The organism is Azospirillum himalayense (genome assembly GCF_042657465.1).
GTDB classification, from domain to species: domain Bacteria; phylum Pseudomonadota; class Alphaproteobacteria; order Azospirillales; family Azospirillaceae; genus Azospirillum; species Azospirillum himalayense.
Genome location: NZ_JBHSLC010000046.1, coordinates 1 through 17356, shown reverse-complemented (window position 1 = coordinate 17356; position 17356 = coordinate 1). Strand labels below are relative to the sequence as shown.

Sequence of the window (17356 nt, the reverse complement as noted above, 5' to 3'; positions counted from 1 at the left end):
GTGATCGCGGACCTTACGGCGCGGGGCGCCGCGTTGGGAAGGCCGATCCTCCGCCCCCATTCTCCTACCGCCTTTCCGCTGCTATCATCGCGGAACCACGAAAAGGTGATCCCCATCATGCTTGCGCTGCGGCCCAACTGCGAATGCTGCGACCGGGATCTGCCCCCGGACTCCAACGATGCCTACATCTGCTCCTTCGAATGCACCTTCTGCGGCGACTGCCGGGATGGGGTACTGAAGGGGCACTGTCCGAACTGCGGGGGCGAACTGGTGCGGCGGCCCGTCCGCCCGGCGGCGAAGCTGGTCAACAACCCGGCGTCCACGCAGCGGGTGCTCAAGGCGGGTGGCTGCGCCTCCGCCTTTTGAAGGGCGCCTTGTGAAACGCGCTCAATCCAGGCGCCGGCCAAGGAACAGCAGTGCCCCCCGCTGGGTGGCCACGGTGAAGCCGGCGCGCTGGTAGAAGCTGACGTTCCGTGCGAAGACCCCGGTCACCAGATGCAGGCCGGGCAGACCATCGGCGCGGCAGTCCTCTGCGAAACGGTCCACCAGCGCCCGCCCGATCCCATGATCGCGAAAGCCGGGCCGGACGTTGACGTGGAGATGGGCGGGAAAGGCGGCGAAGCGGTCGGCGAAGACCTCGTATTTCGGGATGATGCGGGCGAGGTCCACCGCCCCGGCGCTGTCCTTGCAGCCGGTCAGATAGCCGATGACGGCGCCGTCATCGGCCACGGCGAACCACACGTCGTCCGGCGCCCGCTCCACGTACCAGCCCGTCCAGGTGCGGAAGAAGGACGCGCGCTCCTCCGCCGAGGCGAACTCCTTGCGCAGCGTGGACAGGAAGAAGATGTCCTCCAACGCGGCGAGGGCGGCCCCGCGATCGGGCAGGGCGGACAGGCGAACCAGCATCGACGACCAGACCTCAGCGGCGTTGCGCCAGCGTGAAGGAGGTGGTGCGCGGCGCCAGCATCGTGTAGCGGCCCTTGGCCTTCATCACGCCGGCGCCCTCCGCGGCCTCCGCCCCATGGCCCCAGAACAGGTCGCCGCGCACCGCACCCTTGATGGCACCGCCGGTGTCCTGGGCGACGACGAGGCGCTTGATCTCGCCCTGCGGCACCGGCGCTTCGCGGACGTCCAGCCACAGCGGCACACCCAGCGGGACGTAGCCGGGGTCCACGGCGAGGCTGCGGCCCGCCGTCAGCTCCATGTTGCGCGCGCCGCGCGCGCCTACATCGGGGCGGAGCTGGAAGAAGACGTAGGACGGGTTCAGGTTCATCACCCGCTTGGCCTCGCCGGGATGCTCGGTCAGCCAGCGGCGGATCAGCGGCATGGTCACCTGCTCCGGCGTCGCGTAGCCGATGTCGATCAGGTGCCGTCCGATAGGGACGTAGCGGTGGCCGTTCTGCCCGCCGTAGCCCAGAGCCACCACCGACCCGTCGGTCATCCGCACCCGGCCCGATCCCTGGATTTCCAGGAAGAAGGCGTCGATGGGGTCGTCCACCCACAGGATCTCCAGCCCCTTGCCCTTCAGCGCGCCGTCGGTGATGCGGGCGCGGCTGGGCAGGCCGCGCTTGGTCCGCTTCGGTGCCTTGTAGAGGGGGACGTTGTAGCGCTCGGTCCGGGTCCAGCTGCCGCGCAGCTCGACCTCGTAATAGCCGGTGAACAGGCCCTCCTGCCCCTCGGACAGAGCAACGGGTGTGAAGTGATCCTCGAAGAAGCGGCGGGCGGTTTCCGGCTGAGCGTCCGGCAGCCCGCGCAGCGCCTCGCAGATCGGGCGCCAGTCCGACGTGGTGCCGGCGGCGGGGTTGGGGCCGAGCGGCTTGCCGGCCGGCTGCGACGCCACCCAGCGGCAGGTGCGCTGAAGGGCGGGCAGGGCCTGCGCGTGGTCGTCGTCGATCCAGCCCGGCAGGCCGCGGAAATCGGCCGAGACCTTCTCCATCCCCGGCCGCCAGGATGCCGCGGTGACGCCGCCGCCCGGTCCGGCCCCGATCGCCGCGTCGCCCGCACAGCCCGCCAGCAGGCCGAACGCAAGAAGGGTGGAGACGCGCGCCATCGCACGCGCCATGACACTGCCGACCGCAGCCGTCATCGCGGACCCCGCACCAGATTTCAAGAAGATGCCGAAGAAGAGGGAGTGCTGGTCTTGCCGCCCGCAAGAGAGCCAGGGCAAGAACAACTACCCCTTTTTTGCCTCAATCATGGGATTGCGGTCAACCGCTCTTCGCGCGGATGGTTTCGATCGGGCCGTCTTGTCACAGGGCGCGCGCCTGGGGCGGCGACTCGAAAGGCTGCCGCGCGTGCGCGGGGGATGACAACCGCCCCCCGCTCGGGTTATCGAGCAGGGAATTTATCCGAGGACAATCCCATGACCCCCGCCGCCCGCCTTCAGGCGGTCATCGACCTGCTGACCGAGATCGACGAAACCCCGCGCCCCGCCGACGCGGTGATGAGCGCCTATTTCCGCGCCCGCCGCTACATCGGGTCGAAAGACCGCACCGCGGTGGCGCAGACGGCCTACGCGATCCTGCGGCGGCACGCCCGGCTGTGCTGGTGGCTGGAGCGTCAGGGCCATCCGCCGACCCCGCGCGCCCGCGCGCTTGCCAACGAGATCCTGGCCGAGGGCAAGGCCGCGGGGACGGTGAAGGCGCTGTTCGGCTCCTCCAAGTTCGCCCCGGACCCGCTGGCGCCGGAGGAGGCGAAGCTCGCCAACGAGCTGGACACCCACACGCTGGACCATCCGCAGATGCCGGAGAGCGTGGCCGTGGAATGCCCGCCCTGGGCCGAGGAGCCGATGCGCGCCGCCATGGGCGACCGATTCGCGGTGGAGATGCGGACGCTGCTGGACTCAGCGCCGCTCGACCTGCGCATCAACCCGGTGAAGGCCAACCGCGAGAGCGCGATCAAGGCGCTGGCCCGCGCCCAGATCACGGCGACGCCGACGCAGTGGTCGCCGCTGGGCTTGCGCGTCCAGGGCCGTCCGCCGCTGGGCGCCGTGGACGCCTTCAAGGACGGTCTGGTCGAGATCCAGGACGAGGGCTCGCAGCTCGTGGCGATCGCGGTGGCGCCGAAGCCGGGGCAGCAGGTGGTGGATTTCTGCGCCGGGGCCGGCGGCAAGACGCTGGCCATCGCCGCTCTGATGAAGAACAAGGGCCGCGTCGTCGCCTGCGACGTGCTGGCCGGGCGCCTGAAGCGCGCCGCCGAGCGGTTCCGCCGCGCCGGCCTGCACAACATCGAAGCGCACCCGCTGTCCAGCGAGCGCGACCCCTGGGTGAAGCGGCACAAGCGCAAGTTCGACCGCGTTCTGGTCGACGCGCCGTGCAGCGGCACCGGCACTTGGCGCCGCAACCCCGACAGCCGCTGGCGCCAGCTCGGCCCCGGTCTGGCGGAACTGGTGCCGCTCCAGGCGAACATCCTGGACAGCGCGGCGCGGCTGGTGAAGCCCGGCGGGCGGCTGGTCTACGCCACCTGCTCCCTGCTGCCGGAGGAGAACGAGAAGCAGGTGGCCGCCTTCCTGGAGACCCACCCCGACTTCACCGTGCTGCCGGTCGCCGATGTCTGGGCGGAGGAGGGGGCGGGCACGCCGCCGGCCGAAGGACCGTATCTGCGCCTGACCCCGGCCCGCCACGACACCGACGGCTTCTTCGCTGCCGTGATGGTGCGCAAGGCGGAAGAGGAGCCGGTGGAAGCGGCAGACGGGGAACAGCCCGAGTGACAGGACACCACGAGGCGCCAGCCATGACGCGGCGTGGCGCACGTGGGACTACCGGTAATCGAAGATCCCCCTGCCGATCAGGCGGCGGACGGTGTCGCCGAAGGCGGCGAACGGATTAAGGCTGATGCCGAGATCGGCGATCTTCTTCGCCGCATCGTCGCCGCCATCCTCGATGGTAAGGAAATAGGCGCTGGCCTGAGCATCCCTTCCGGTTGCCGGGGATGGTGATGCCGACGGCTTGTCGACGCGGATCGGGGAATTGTCCGGCTGCGCCGGCGTGTCGGCCTGGCGCTGGCCGCGCTGAAGGAGCAGCGCTCCGCCAAGCGCGCGATTGGCGGCCTCCGAATCGAGATCGACGGTGGCGACATCGACGCCGGACTGTGCGAAGCCGATGCGTTTCAGGCGCGTCGTCAAGCCCTTCGCCACGTCTTCACCGGTCAGGGTGCCGGCGCGCACGGCGTCGTCCAGTTTCCGGCGGTCCTCGTCGCCCAGCGCTTCGTTGAACATGGTGAGGGCGTTGCCTTTCAGGGCATCGGCCAGTTTGAGCGTGAGGCCGGAGTCCGAGGGCTTGTCCGTGACGACCTGATGTTCCGGGCCGGGCAGCGGCGAGGGGGCAGCGGATTTGGGCCCAATGCCGGGAATGTCGACGGTTTCCGCGAATTTCTGGAACGCGTTGCCGAAAACGTTCCGGTCGAAGCCGAGTTCCTGAAGCTTCTGCTCGGCGGCCTCGCCATCCGGCGCGTACAGATCCGCGAAGCCGGTGTCCGCACCCATGGATGCCAGCGCGGATTTGAAGCCCTGCATGTTTTTGGTGAATCCGCTGGCGTCGCTGAGAATGGCCGTCTGATCGGTCGGCTTTCCATAGGCGCTACGGGTCGCCGCGATCTCGCCCTTGAACGCGTCCTGGACAGGCTTCAGGCGTTCGTTCATCTCGTCCATCGAGATGTCACCGCGCTGCTGGGCTTCCTGAATCTCCTGGGTCTTGCGCCCGACCTCGGACAGCGCACCGGACATCCGGCTGCCATAAGCCTGCAGTTTCTGCCAAGAGTCTTCCGAGTCGGCGAGCCGTTGCTTGTCCTCCTCGTCGCGGGGGCGTTCGGAGACGTAGCGGTTGAAGGTCGCCTTGGTCGCCAGCGATTTCAATCCAGTCACCGCGTCGTCGGCGCTGATCTTGCCGGAGTTGACGAGTCCTTCCAGCATCCCACGGGCCTTGGAGTCGAGTTGCTTGAACACATCGGCGGCGACTCCGCTCAACGCCTGCCCGAGCTTGCTCACGGACACGGCATCCGCGCTCTTGCTGCTTCCCGCGTTTGAAACCGGATGTTCGGGAGAGCCGGTGCCGGACTGTATGGGTTTCCAGTATCCCGTAGCGGACAAGGGAAGGGAAGTGTTGATCGCGCCACTGGCCATTGGTCCGCCTCTCGCTCTTTGCTCACAATAATTTTCGCGCCCTGTATGGTCGCCAATGTCGATTAATGCTCAATTAAATATAGTTAGAAACCTAAGTATACCAGAGTATGTAGTGCGCACAGATTTACTATTGAATGGCCTCTTCTTGAACGGTGTTGAAATGAGATGACAATAAGAGTGTTAACGAGTTGATGGAATTTTATCTGCAGGCCGACGGTGGTGTTGTGTGAGAATGAACAGATGGAGATCGTTTGTTGGGAAGCGGAAGTGAGGGGATCAGCAAGGGGGCGGGCTGCGGCCCGTACAGACGTGGAGTGGGGGTCGTCCTCATGCGGCGACGCGCGGGGGGCTCTGCTGAATTCATGCGGGTCAGAGCGCAAGGTTTGCGGTTAGGGTGCGACCTTTCCCCGCATGTTGGAGCGCAATGATGTGGAACACGTCCCGCTGGCGGAGCGCCGCCCTGTCCGCCCTTTTCCTGCTGGGGCTGGGCACCTCCGCCGAAGCGGCTGAGCCGGTCAAGGTCAAGGTGTTCGTCGGCGCCATGTTCGAGATCGGCAAGAACACCGGCGACCGCGCCGGCGAGTTCCAGAACTGGTACGAGCGCTACTGGCAGTCCGCCGAGCCGATCGCCGTGAAGGGCGCGCTGAATCCGGTCTACTGCAACGCCGACGGCGTCTGCGGCGCGGTTCTCGGCATGGGCAAGGTCAGCTCCTCCGCGTCCATGCAGGCCATCCTGCTGAACCCGCAGCTCGACCTGTCGCAGGCCTATTTCATTATTTCCGGCGTGGCCGGCACGCCGCCGTCGCGCGGCACCATCGCCGAGGTCAACTGGGCGACCTGGCTGGTGGATTACGATCTCGGCCACCGCTGGGCGCCGGAGGAGGGCAAGCCGGGCGAGCCGACCTTCATGCCGCGCAAGGGTTACGAGTCCGTTCGCCTGTTCCAGCTGAACCCGGCCCTGGTCTCCTGGGCGATGAAGCTGACCGGCGACACGCCGCTGAAGGATTCGGACAGCGCCCGCGCCTACCGCCAGCGCTACCCGCAGGATGCCGCCCGGCGCGCGCCCTTCGTCGGCACCGGCACGCACATGACCGGCGACACCTTCTTCCACGGCCCCGGCATGTCCGAGCAGGCGCAGTACATCGCCAAGCTCTACGGCGCCGACGACTACGTCATCACCGAGATGGAGGCCGCGGCGATCACGCTGGTCATCAAGCGCACGCTGGGCTCCGACCGGGTGATGAGTCTGCGTGGCGCGGTGAACTTCGACCAGGGCAACCCGAAGGAAACCACGCTGGAGCATCTCGACCCGAAGCCGGGCGAGACCGCCGGCGGCTTCGCCGAGACGGTGGAGAATGTGGCGGTGGTCGGCACGCGCATGACCGACCACATCGTTTCCCACTGGGACCAGTGGCAGGCGGGCGTTCCGGCCCTTCCGGCCCAGTAACCCGAAGGCCGGCGGTGCGGCGGCCGTCCACCGTCGCACCGGCCCGGCCCTTTTGGCTGACTGGACATCCTCCGGCCCGGCTCCCAGTTTCCAATGGGGTGGGCAACGGGTCCGGAGATGTCCCATGGATGAAGCGCTGGTGATTCGCGACGCGCGCCCGTCGGACGCGGTGGGCATCGCCAAGGTCCATGTCGCCACATGGCAATCCACCTATCCGGGCCTCGTTCCGGATACCTATCTCGTCAACCTGTCGGAAGCCGCTGCGGCGATGCGCTGGCACAACGCCGTCCAGGCGCATGGGCCGGGGCAGGGCGCCCTGGTCGCGGTGGACGCTGCAGACTCGGTGGTGGGTTTCGCCACCTACGGCGGGCGCCGCATTCCCGTGGAAGGGTACGAGGGGGAATTCTACGCCCTCTACCTGCTGGACGAGGCGCAGGGGCAGGGGTTGGGCCGTCGCCTGATGGCGACCATGGCCGAACGGCTCCAGGAGGGCGGCAAGCGCACCGCCGTGGTCTGGTGTCTGCGTGACAACCCGGCGCGCTGGTTCTACGAGCGGCTGGGCGGTGTCCGCGTGGCGGAGCGGCCCATCCGCTTTGCCGGGGCGGAGCTGGTGGAGATCGCCTACGGCTGGCGCGACCTCGCCCCGCTTGCACGCTTGTCCGCGGGGCCCGAAATGCGGTAGTCAGGGGCTTGTCCCCCCGCATCAGGTTGTCGTCCATGTCCGCCGAGCGCGTTCTCATCCTCGATTTCGGGTCGCAGGTGACCCAGCTCATCGCCCGCCGCGTCCGTGAAGCCGGCGTCTATTGCGAAATCCATCCGTTCAGCATGAGCGAGGAGCGGATTCGCGACTACGCGCCGAAGGCGATCATCCTGTCGGGCAGCCCGGCCTCCGTCACCGAAGAGAATGGCCCGCGCGCGCCGGAAGTGGTCTTCACGCTGGGCGTTCCGGTCCTGGGCATCTGCTACGGCCAGCAGACGATGTGCCACCAGCTCGGCGGCACCGTGTCCGGCTCCGACCACCGCGAGTTCGGGCGCGCCTTCATCGAGGTGAAGCAGACCTGCGCGCTGTTCGACGGCCTGTGGGCGGTCGGCTCGCGCGAGCAGGTGTGGATGAGCCACGGCGACCGCGTCACCGCCCTGCCGGACGGCTTCCAGGCCGTGGCGGTCAGCGACGGCGCGCCCTTCGCCGCCATCGCCGACGACGCCCGCCAGTTCTACGGCGTGCAGTTCCACCCGGAGGTCGTGCACACCCCGCACGGCGCGCAGCTCCTGTCGAACTTCGTGCACCGCGTCGCCGGGCTGAAGGGCGACTGGACCATGGCCGCCTTCAAGCAGCAGGCCATCGAGAAGATCCGCGCCCAGGTCGGCAGCGGCAAGGTGATCTGCGGCCTGTCGGGCGGCGTCGATTCCTCGGTGGCCGCCGTGCTGATCCACGAGGCCATCGGCGACCAACTGACCTGCATCTTCGTCGACACCGGCCTGATGCGCGCCGGCGAGGCGGAGGAGGTGGTGACGCTGTTCCGCGACCACTACAACATCCCGCTGGTCCACCGGAACGCGTCCGAGCTGTTCCTCGGCAAGCTGGCCGGCGTCACCGACCCGGAGCAGAAGCGCAAGATCATCGGCGGGCTGTTCATCGAGGTGTTCGACGAGGAGAGCGCCAAGGTCGGCGGCGCGCAGTTCCTGGCCCAGGGCACGCTGTACCCCGACGTGATCGAGAGCGTGTCCTTCACCGGCGGCCCGTCGGTCACCATCAAGTCGCACCACAACGTCGGCGGCCTGCCGGAGCGCATGAAGCTGAAGCTGGTGGAGCCGTTGCGCGAGCTGTTCAAGGACGAGGTCCGCGCGCTCGGCCGCGAACTCGGTCTGCCGGCCGCCTTCATCGGGCGCCACCCGTTCCCCGGCCCCGGCCTCGCCATCCGCGTCCCCGGCGAGATCACCCCGGAGAAGCTGGACATCCTGCGCAAGGCCGACACGGTCTATCTGGAGGAGATCCGCAACGCCGGCCTCTACGACGCGATCTGGCAGGCCTTCGCGGTTCTGCTGCCGGTGCGCACCGTGGGCGTGATGGGCGACGGGCGGACCTACGACCATGTGCTGGCCCTGCGCGCGGTGACCTCCACCGACGGCATGACCGCCGACTGGTACCCGTTCCCGCACGACTTCCTGGCCCGTGTGTCGAACCGCATCGTCAACGAGGTGCGCGGCGTCAACCGCGTCGTTTACGACATCACCTCGAAGCCGCCCGGCACGATCGAGTGGGAATGATATCGGCCGCTTGGGATGGGGTGGGAAACCACCCCTCCTTGCTGTGGGCTTGTTGAAGGCAAAGCCCTTGTGCTGGAGTTCCGAGGGAATTCCAGCACAGGGGAAGCCCGGGCACGACCATTCGTGAGCGGAATTGATCTGTATTCGGTGGGACAAGTCCGTGCCGTCGTCCAGTGTGCCGGGCGTCACCTTGAGCGTCTGCAAAACGCCGCCGTGGTGATCTGCGACGTGCGTTTTGATGGCAAATGGTTGGCGGAGCGGTGGCAACCGGGATTTAACATTCTCTGAAAATCTGTATTCGAAATCAGCGCATTACGAATCCCGTGTCCTGACGATTACGGAAACGTAGCTAGAACTCACTTCGCCGGACAATCCAGACGTTGGCAATGATGATGCCCGCCAAATCGCTTGACGCCGAATCTAATTTGGAACATAAGCGGAACATATAGTGCACAATGGACAACGGAGCATAAGCCGCTACTGTCAACTAACATGGGAATCGAACCGCGATGCCTTTAGAATTCCCGTCACCGCACGAAATCGACCGGCTCATCGGGTCATATGCCTATCGCGATTCTCGTCACCCTCAAAGCGCATCAACGCATAATATTGTTACAAATTGGTTTGCGGCACGGTACGGTGCCGGTAGCTGTATCGATGAGCAACCTTTTGCCACAGGCGACCATGGCGACATCCAAAATGCGCGCCAAAACCATATCGTTAGTCGGGCATTTAGCGGCAAAACTCTTCTCGTTGGAGAAGGAAATTTCAGTTTCACCGCCTCACTTGTTTTTGGTCATCATGTCATACCGATGTCGATCACCTCGACAATACACGAAAATAGCCGTGACATTTCTGATGACGCTAAAATCAACGCCAGAAAGCTATCAAGAGCGGGGGTAACTGTATTCGATAATGTGGATGCAACCCATTTGGATCGGACATCTCATTTTCAGAAATTCGATACGATCATTTTTCAATTTCCCAATGCCGGCAGCCGGGAACCGAACCGAGGGCACAACCCCAACCATGTCCTTGTTCGGCGCTTTCTGAGGAGTGCCGCCGAACACCTTCTACAGGACGGTGAAATTATCGTCACCGTCATTAATAGCTCATATTATGACGGACGCTTCCGCATGGATGAAGCGGCCGAATATGCCGGCTTAAAGAATTTATATGCCATTTCTTTCTTCCCGGGCGATTTTCCATCCTATTCGCACGTCAACACCAACGATGAAGACAGTGCTCTGAAAGAACATCAGTCGTTCGAAACATGGGTTCTCCAACCGTGAGCGCCAACGTTCCTTTGATCACTGCCCGTGAGGAGGGGCAACAGATTCCGGGTCTGACCCTGAACAACGATTGGATCGGTAAAACTGAGGAAAGTCAACTGCTCAAACAGGTGGACGGCGGGAACTGGCGGAATGACCTTAAACGCCGCGTTCAACACTATGGCTTTCGCTATGACTATCGCACTCGCTCTGTTTTGCCTGCCGACCACCTGGGGCCTTTGCCGGGATGGTTGGCAGTGCTCGCCGGGCGTCTTGTCGACAAAGGCGTGTTCTCCACTGTGCCAGACCAGGTCATCGTCAATGAGTACCTGACGGGCCAGGGCATTTCGGCGCATATCGACTGCGTTCCCTGTTTCGGCGACACCATCGCCATTCTCAGCCTTGGCTGCTCCGTCGTCATGACGTTTCAGTGCTCCGCCACCGGTGCGCGGCACGACATGATTCTGCCGGCTTGCAGTCTGCTGAGGCTGTCGGGGCCGGCGCGATACGACTGGTTGCACGGAATACCGGCGCGGAAATCCGACATGATCAACGGCATGAAGACGCAACGCTTGCGGCGCGTGTCATTGACTTTCCGGTCGGTCGTCATCGGCGCATGATGAAAGCGAGGCGCATGGGCAACTGCGCGCTCGTACGCACCAACGCGCAATCCCAGGTGTTTTTGCGCAATCCTGCGCTGATGGCGGAGGGAGAGAGCCTGGGACGAAACTCTCTCTTCTTTAATATTCGCAGCTTTTCGACTGGCACGGCAGTTGTCACAGTTCGCGGATGTCCGTTTATCGGATGTGATGGCACGTTAACCAGCAAAACAATGCGCCAAAAGACGCTGATGTAGTTGGCATCTACCTCCTCGCGCGCGGCCCAGCATTCCCTGCACGAACTCTTCACGGAGGACCCCAAAAAAGGCCACCGCCGACGCCCGTTCGGCCTGCTCTCAGCAGTCCGGCACAGTGATGAACAGGCACTCCCCGTCAAGCGGGTGCGCGATCGCTCCGTGCGCACATCCCAGTATGCATGCGCCGGCAAACTTGCCAGCGGATTTTCGCGGTACTTGACAATACCACGAATTTGCAAGAGCCTCCTCCGACAAAGTTGCCGGCAGGATCATGACGGACTCCCAAACACTTCGAGCTGTTAAGCCGGCGGCTTTTTTCGGCATTTTCCGCTCCAGATCAGCAGGTTACCCCCATGTTGATGGGTGTCCTATGATGGGTAACGGAGCAGCGTCAGGACGGCGGTGATGGGTACGAGGCGCTACCCGCTATCCTACCCATCATCAGGCGCCGGCTTCCGGCGGTCAAGGGCGATGGTTGGCGAAGGAGGTGTCGGGCAAAAAACCAGCAAACATGCGGGTTTGGCGGGGTTCAGCGAAATACGGCGAAGAAGGAATTGGCGGATGGGGTGGTATTCGAACCCACGGTGGGGTTGCCCCCACGCCAGTTTTCAAGACTGGAGCCTTAAACCGCTCGGCCACCCATCCAATCAGCGTTTTCAAGGGCTTACCCTTGAACGCCTGGGGATCAAGTTTACCCTGGTCCCCTTACTCCCCCAATAACCGGCGTCGGTTGCCCGCGCATCGCTTGCTCGCGGTTGGAAGCGGGGGGAACATGCCGTGTCATACGTCGTCGGTCAACTCGCTTTTGATGCCCATCGCGGCGGAAACACGTTGCTTTGAGGCGGACGGGTCACATGCGGATCGGACGGCCCAGGTTCGAGAGCCGCTTCGTCGGTTTCGGCGGCGTCGGGGCGTCGGAAAAATCGGGCAGGCTGGAGGCGCGGCTGATGACCTTGCGGATCATGACGCTGGTCGCCTCTAGGTCCTCGATCACCGTTGCCGACACGCGGCCCGCGTAATGCGGGCGGTCCAGCTTGGTGCGCATCTCCTCGATGATCTTCAACTCCGGCTCGAACAGCTCGCGGGCGCCGATGGGAAGCGCCTGATCGTCCCGCATGCGTTCGAAGTAATTCCGCGTGGCGCGGGCCAGCAGGCCGGTCAACAGCAGGTCGATCCGTTCGAACTCCGTGCGCAGGTCGGTCAGTTTGGCCGTGGTGACGGTCGTCAGACGCTCTTCCGTCAGGGCGACGAGGGCGCGCACCTCCTCCACTTTACGGCGAAAGGCGAGGAAAGAGGAGAACCGGTCCTTCTCGATGTCGCGCTGCGCGCGCGCGCCCAGAGCGATCGCTTCGCCGGCCTGCTGCTCGATGGCCGTCAGCAGCTCTTCGATCGCTTTGCGGCCGCTGTCCTGTCCCCAGACCATCGTCTTGCCGCCTCTCCCCGCGGGTGGACGCTCGCTCGGTTTCCGAGTCGGCCTTGAGGATGCGTGAAAAAATTTAAGAAATGTCTGACCCGTCGCGCAGTTCGAGGATGACCGGCGTGTGGTCGGACGCTTTTTCCGCGCCGCGCGGGCGGCGGTCGATCCGACACTCCACCAGACGATCCGCGGCCTGCGGGGACAGCAGGAAGTGATCGATGCGCAAGCCCAGATCGCGCGGCCAGCAGCCCGCCTGATAGTCCCAGAAGGTGTAGGCGTGGTCGTCGTCGTGCAGGGCGCGGTAGGCTTCGGTCAGACCCAGATTCAGCAAAGCGCGGAACTTAGCCCGCGATTCGGGCTGGAACAGGGCGTCGCCGGCGAAGGCCACCGGGTCGAAGACGTCGCGCGGCTCCGGGATGATGTTGTAGTCGCCGCCCAGAACGAAGGGGACCTCCTGTGCCAGCAGACCGCGGGCGTGGGCGTGCAGGCGGTCCATCCAGCGCAGCTTGTAGGCGAACTTCTCGGTCCCGAGCGGATTGCCGTTGGGCAGATAGAGCGAGGCGATGCGCACACCTGCCACCGTGGCCTCGACGTAGCGGGCCTGCTCGTCCTCCGGCTCGCCGGGAAGGCGGGTCAGCACGTCCTCGTGCGGCGCCTTGGAGAGGAACGCCACGCCGTTGTAGGACTTCTGCCCCACCGGCGTGACGTGATAGCCCAACTCCTCGAAGGCGGCGCGGGGGAAGGCCGCGGTCTCGCACTTGATTTCCTGGAGAAGCGCGACGTCCGGGGACTCCGCGCGCAGCCAGTCGGTGATCAGCGGAAGGCGGGCCTTCGCCGAATTGACGTTCCAGGTGGCGATCTTCACGTCGTGTTCTTCTTGTTCGGCAAAGGCCGGGGGAAAAGGAACCGTCAGGCGGCGAAGGAGTTTCCGCAGCCGCAGGAGGCCGTGGCGTTCGGGTTCTTGATCTGGAAGGCGGCCCCCATCAGGTCCTCGACATAGTCGAGGGTGGAGCCGGCGAGCAGGTCCAGCGAGACGTCATCGGTGACGACCTTCACGCCGTTCTTCTCGAACACATGGTCGTCCTCGTTCGCCGTGGCGTCGAAGGCGAAGCCGTACTGGAAGCCGGAGCAGCCGCCGCCCGACACGGTCAGGCGCAGCATCAGGGCCGGGTCGCCCTCGTGCTCGATCAGGAAGGCGACGCGCTTGGCGGCGCTGTCGGACACGGTGAGAACGCGCGCACCCTCTTGCGCGGTGGCGGGAAGGGCGGTGTCGGGCATGGGACGGACCTCAGGGTTTCGCGGGACAGACGACACGATGACGAATGTAAGGGTGTGTCCGCCTTTCGTCAAAGGCATGTCCGGCCTTCTCATGCCTGACCTGCGGTTCGCCTGCGCGCGGCTGCCGGATGTCTCGGCAGGTCTCCGCCTTCGCCGTTGCACAGCGCGGTTTGCGTCGGTAGTGTCCGCGCCATGACGGCGGACTTCTTCCAGGATCGCCCGGCGCCCTATGGCTGCGACCCCGCACAGACGCGCGGCCGGCTGTTCCCGGAGCCGGAAAGCCCGACGCGCTCGTGCTACCAGCGCGACCGCGACCGCATCGTGCATTCCGGCGCCTTCCGCAAGCTGAAATACAAGACTCAGGTCTTCGTCTATCACGAGGGCGACTATTTCCGGACGCGCCTGACCCACAGCCTGGAGGTGGCGCAGATCGCCCGCTCGATCAGCCGCGCGCTCGGGCTGAACGAGGATCTGGCGGAGGCGGTGGCACTCGCCCACGATCTCGGCCACACGCCGTTCGGCCATGCCGGCGAGGACGCGCTGAACGCCTGCATGGCGCCCTACGGCGGCTTCGCCCACAACGACCAGACGCTGCGCATCCTGACGATGCTGGAGCGGCGCTACGCCGATTTCGACGGGCTGAACCTGACCTGGGAAGCGCTGGAGGGCGTGGTCAAGCACAACGGCCCGCTGCTGCCTCTCCATGATGGTGCAAAGCTGCCGACGACGCTGGCCGCCTTCCAGGAGCGCTGGGACCTGGAGCTTCACACCAACCCGGGCGCCGAGGCGCAGGTGGCGGCCCTGGCCGACGACATCGCCTACAACAACCACGACATCGACGACGGGCTGCGCGCCGGCCTGTTCACGGTGGATGAGGTGGCGGAGTTGCCGCTGGTCGGCCCGGTGGTGCGGCAGGTCTGCGACCGCTATCCGGGGCTTGAGCGCTCCCGTCTGATCCACGAGACGATCCGGCGCATGATCAACAACATGATCGTCGACCTGCTGGCCGAGACGCGGGAGCGGCTGGACCGCCACCGGCCCGGCAGCGCCGCGGAGTTGCGCGCCCTGCCGGAGGCGGTCGTCAGCTTCTCCCCCGCGATGTTCGAGGCGCAGCGGCCCTTGCGCGCCTTCCTGAAACAGCGCATGTACCGCCATTACCGGGTAAACCGGGAAATGAGCAAGTGCAAGCGGGTGGTCACCGCCCTGTTCGACCTGTTCATGGCCGAGCCGAACACCCTGCCGACGCAATGGCAGGAGGATGTCGCAAGGCAGGGTGGGCACGGGGACCGGACGGTGCTGGCGCGGCTGGTGGCCGACTACATCGCCGGCATGACCGACCGCTACGCGCTCGCCGAATACGCCCGCCTGTTCGACATGGACGCCAAGACCTGAACGGCCCAGACCCAAACGGCTAAGACCTAACCGGCCCAGACCTAAAGCAAGAATTGAAACGATGAACATCTTCAAGGTCTTCGAGAACGACATCCGCAAGCTGCTGGACGAGCTGGCCGCCGAGGGCCAGATCCCGGCGGGGCTCGACACCGCGCGCCTGACGGTGGAGCCGCCGCGCGAGGCGGCGCACGGCGACCTGTCGACCAACGCGGCGATGATCCTGGCCAAGCCGGCGGGCAAGCCGCCCCGCGCGTTGGCCGAACTGCTGGTGGCGAAGCTGAAGACCCGCCCCGACGTGGCGAGCGCCGAGATCGCCGGTCCGGGCTTCGTGAACCTGCGCCTGACAGCCGACGTCTGGCGCGACCGCATCCGCGACGTGCTGACCGCCGGCACCGCCTATGGCGAGAGCATGCTGGGCGGCAAGCGTCCGGTGAACGTCGAATACGTGTCGGCCAACCCCACCGGCCCGCTGCACGCGGCCCATGGCCGCGGCGCCGTGTTCGGCGATGCGCTGGCCGCGCTGCTGGAGAAGGCCGGCTACGCCGTCAGCCGCGAATATTACATCAACGACGCCGGTGCCCAGGTCGATGTGCTGGGCCGCTCCACCTTCCTGCGCTATCGCGAGGCGCTGGGCGAGAACATCGGTGAAATTCCGGCCGGCCTCTATCCCGGCGAGTATCTGAAGGAGGTTGGGCAGGCCCTGGCCGAGCGCGACGGCAACAAGTGGGTCGGCGCGGACGAGACCGACTGGCTGCCGGCCTGCCGCGACTTCGCCATCGCCACGATCATGGAATGGATCAAGGAGGACCTCGGCGTCCTTGGCGTCCGCATGGACGTCTACAGCTCCGAACGCGCGTTGGTGAAGGCCGGGGCGGTGGACACGGCGCTGAAGGCGCTGGAGGACCGCGGCCTGATCTATGTCGGCGTGCTGGAGCCGCCGAAGGGCAAGAAGCCCGACGACTGGGAGCCGCGCCCGCAGACCCTGTTCAAGTCCACCGACTTCGGCGACGACGTCGACCGACCGCTGAAGAAATCGGACGGGTCCTTCACCTACTTCTCCAACGACATCGCCTACCATTTCGACAAGCACCGCCGCGGCTTCAACCTGCAGATCGACGTATGGGGCGCCGACCATGGCGGCTACGTCAAGCGCATGCAGGCGGCGACCACGGCGATCACCGAAGGCAAGGCGTCGCTGGATGTGAAGCTGTGCCAGCTCGTCCATCTGATGAAGAACGGCGAGCCGGTGAAGATGTCCAAGCGCGCCGGCACCTTCGTGACGCTGCGCGACGTGATCGAGGAGGTCGGCCGCGACGTCGTCCGCTTCATCATGCTGACCCGGCGCAACGACCAGACTCTGGACTTCGACTTCGCCAAGGTCGTCGAGCAGTCGAAGGACAATCCGGTCTTCTACGTGCAGTACGCCCACGCCCGCTGCCGCTCGGTCCTGCGCCACGCTGCAACGGCGTTGCCGGGGGCCGACCTGTCGCTGGCGGCGCTGGCCGCCAAGGCCAACCTCGCCCGCCTCGACAGCGAGGAGGAGATGGCGCTGGCCAAGCGCATGGCGACCTGGCCGCGTCTGGTCGAATCCGCCGCCGAGGCGCACGAGCCGCACCGTGTGGCCTTCTACCTTTACGACCTGGCCAGCGACTTCCACGCGCTGTGGAACAAGGGCCGCGACGACACCAGCCTGCGCTTCCTGATCGACGGCGACGAGGAGGTCACTGTGGCCCGTCTGGCGCTGATCAGCGCGGTCGCCACGGTGATCGCCTCCGGCCTCGCCGTGATGGGCGTGGAGCCGGTGGAGGAATTGCGGTCATGAGGTATGAGGGCGATGCCAACCACGCCAGCGATCCCTACGGCGCGCCGCCGCAGCGGGGAGGTCGGCGTGGTCTGCTCGGCCTCGGTCTGGCGGTGGTCGGCATCGTGGCCTTCGCCGGCGCGATCGTCGTCGTCTACAGCGGCAAGGGGCAGAGCACGCCGGACGGCGGCCCGCCGCTGCTGATGGCCGACAGCGCGCCAACCAAGGCCCGTCCGGAGCAGCCCGGCGGCATGGAAGTGCCGCACCAGGACAAGCTGGTCTACGAGCGGTTGAACGACCGCGGGTCGAAGTCGCAGATCGAACGGCTGCTGCCGCCGCCCGAAGAGCCGCTGCCGCGGCCGGTCGTCGCGCCGCAGATCCCGCCGTCGCCGACCCTGCCGGAGGCGCCCGCGGTGGCCCAGCTTCCGCCGCCCCCGCCGGGCTCCACCACCACGGTGCCGCGCCAGGACGGGGAGGGGGCGCCGCCGCCCGCCGCCGCTCCGGCCC

15 protein-coding genes, 1 tRNA gene and 1 pseudogene are annotated in these 17356 nt (G+C 65.9%); 10 read left to right on the top strand and 7 right to left on the bottom strand.

From position 1 onward, the window contains the following. Positions 1-117: 117 nt before the first annotated feature. A complete protein-coding gene (locus tag ACFPMG_RS21300) occupies positions 118-366 on the top strand; it encodes a DUF1272 domain-containing protein (RefSeq protein ID WP_376997194.1) in 249 nt (82 codons plus the stop codon). 21 nt (positions 367-387) lie between these two features. On the opposite strand, the gene ACFPMG_RS21295 is transcribed toward ACFPMG_RS21300, so the two are convergent. Together ACFPMG_RS21295 and mltA are read right to left on the bottom strand one after the other, a co-directional pair. Then, positions 388-906, bottom strand: a complete 519-nt coding sequence (locus ACFPMG_RS21295; RefSeq protein ID WP_376997193.1) for a GNAT family N-acetyltransferase — start codon at positions 904-906, stop codon at positions 388-390. 13 nt (positions 907-919) lie between these two features. Next, on the bottom strand, positions 920-2086 hold the full coding sequence (gene mltA / locus ACFPMG_RS21290; RefSeq protein ID WP_376997192.1) for a murein transglycosylase A: 1167 nt from the start codon (positions 2084-2086) through the stop codon (positions 920-922). Between the two features lie 276 nt (positions 2087-2362). Here mltA and ACFPMG_RS21285 point away from each other — a divergent pair, with 276 nt between their 5' ends. Beyond that, positions 2363-3709 (top strand): RsmB/NOP family class I SAM-dependent RNA methyltransferase, encoded by a 1347-nt coding sequence (locus ACFPMG_RS21285; RefSeq protein WP_376997191.1) that lies wholly within the window; start codon positions 2363-2365, stop codon positions 3707-3709. Between the two features lie 48 nt (positions 3710-3757). On the opposite strand, the gene ACFPMG_RS21280 is transcribed toward ACFPMG_RS21285, so the two are convergent. After that, positions 3758-4984 (bottom strand): hypothetical protein, encoded by a 1227-nt coding sequence (locus ACFPMG_RS21280; RefSeq protein WP_376997190.1) that lies wholly within the window; start codon positions 4982-4984, stop codon positions 3758-3760. Between the two features lie 559 nt (positions 4985-5543). Here ACFPMG_RS21280 and ACFPMG_RS21275 point away from each other — a divergent pair. From ACFPMG_RS21275 to ACFPMG_RS21255, 5 genes are all read left to right on the top strand, one after another. Beyond that, the gene (locus ACFPMG_RS21275; RefSeq protein WP_376997189.1) at positions 5544-6566 is read left to right on the top strand and encodes a purine-nucleoside phosphorylase; all 1023 of its coding nucleotides are present in this window, start codon (positions 5544-5546) and stop codon (positions 6564-6566) included. A gap of 124 nt (positions 6567-6690) precedes the next feature. After that, positions 6691-7248, top strand: coding sequence for a GNAT family N-acetyltransferase (locus ACFPMG_RS21270; RefSeq protein ID WP_376997188.1), 558 nt, complete (start codon positions 6691-6693; stop codon positions 7246-7248). Between the two features lie 35 nt (positions 7249-7283). After that, positions 7284-8834, top strand: coding sequence for a glutamine-hydrolyzing GMP synthase (guaA, locus tag ACFPMG_RS21265; RefSeq protein ID WP_137141152.1), 1551 nt, complete (start codon positions 7284-7286; stop codon positions 8832-8834). Between the two features lie 509 nt (positions 8835-9343). Continuing rightward, the gene (locus ACFPMG_RS21260) at positions 9344-10126 is read left to right on the top strand and encodes a class I SAM-dependent methyltransferase (protein ID WP_376997187.1); all 783 of its coding nucleotides are present in this window, start codon (positions 9344-9346) and stop codon (positions 10124-10126) included. Further along, a complete protein-coding gene (locus ACFPMG_RS21255) occupies positions 10123-10725 on the top strand; it encodes an alpha-ketoglutarate-dependent dioxygenase AlkB (RefSeq protein WP_376997186.1) in 603 nt (200 codons plus the stop codon). The genes ACFPMG_RS21260 and ACFPMG_RS21255 overlap by 4 nt, the downstream gene beginning before the upstream one ends. Before the next feature lie 791 nt (positions 10726-11516). Here the strand turns inward: ACFPMG_RS21255 and ACFPMG_RS21250 are convergent. From ACFPMG_RS21250 to erpA, 4 genes are all read right to left on the bottom strand, one after another. Next, positions 11517-11606 (bottom strand) — tRNA-Ser (locus ACFPMG_RS21250). 205 nt (positions 11607-11811) lie between these two features. Beyond that, a complete protein-coding gene (locus ACFPMG_RS21245; protein ID WP_376997185.1) occupies positions 11812-12384 on the bottom strand; it encodes a hypothetical protein in 573 nt (190 codons plus the stop codon). 73 nt (positions 12385-12457) lie between these two features. Beyond that, the gene (locus ACFPMG_RS21240; protein WP_376997184.1) at positions 12458-13243 is read right to left on the bottom strand and encodes an exodeoxyribonuclease III; all 786 of its coding nucleotides are present in this window, start codon (positions 13241-13243) and stop codon (positions 12458-12460) included. Positions 13244-13287: 44 nt separating this feature from the next. Further along, the gene (gene erpA, locus ACFPMG_RS21235; protein WP_040134010.1) at positions 13288-13656 is read right to left on the bottom strand and encodes an iron-sulfur cluster insertion protein ErpA; all 369 of its coding nucleotides are present in this window, start codon (positions 13654-13656) and stop codon (positions 13288-13290) included. Between the two features lie 192 nt (positions 13657-13848). On the opposite strand from erpA, the gene ACFPMG_RS21230 reads away from it, so the two are divergent. The 3 genes and pseudogenes from ACFPMG_RS21230 to ACFPMG_RS21220 all read left to right on the top strand — a co-directional run. Then, positions 13849-15048: a deoxyguanosinetriphosphate triphosphohydrolase gene (locus ACFPMG_RS21230; RefSeq protein ID WP_376997183.1), complete on the top strand. Its 1200-nt coding sequence runs from the start codon at positions 13849-13851 to the stop codon at positions 15046-15048. Between the two features lie 61 nt (positions 15049-15109). After that, complete coding sequence (gene argS, locus ACFPMG_RS21225; RefSeq protein ID WP_376997182.1) at positions 15110-16870, top strand: arginine--tRNA ligase; 1761 nt, start codon at positions 15110-15112, stop codon at positions 16868-16870. After that, a pseudogene (locus tag ACFPMG_RS21220) lies at positions 16867-17356 on the top strand (SPOR domain-containing protein); the annotation flags it as partial. The gene argS and the pseudogene ACFPMG_RS21220, both read left to right, overlap by 4 nt.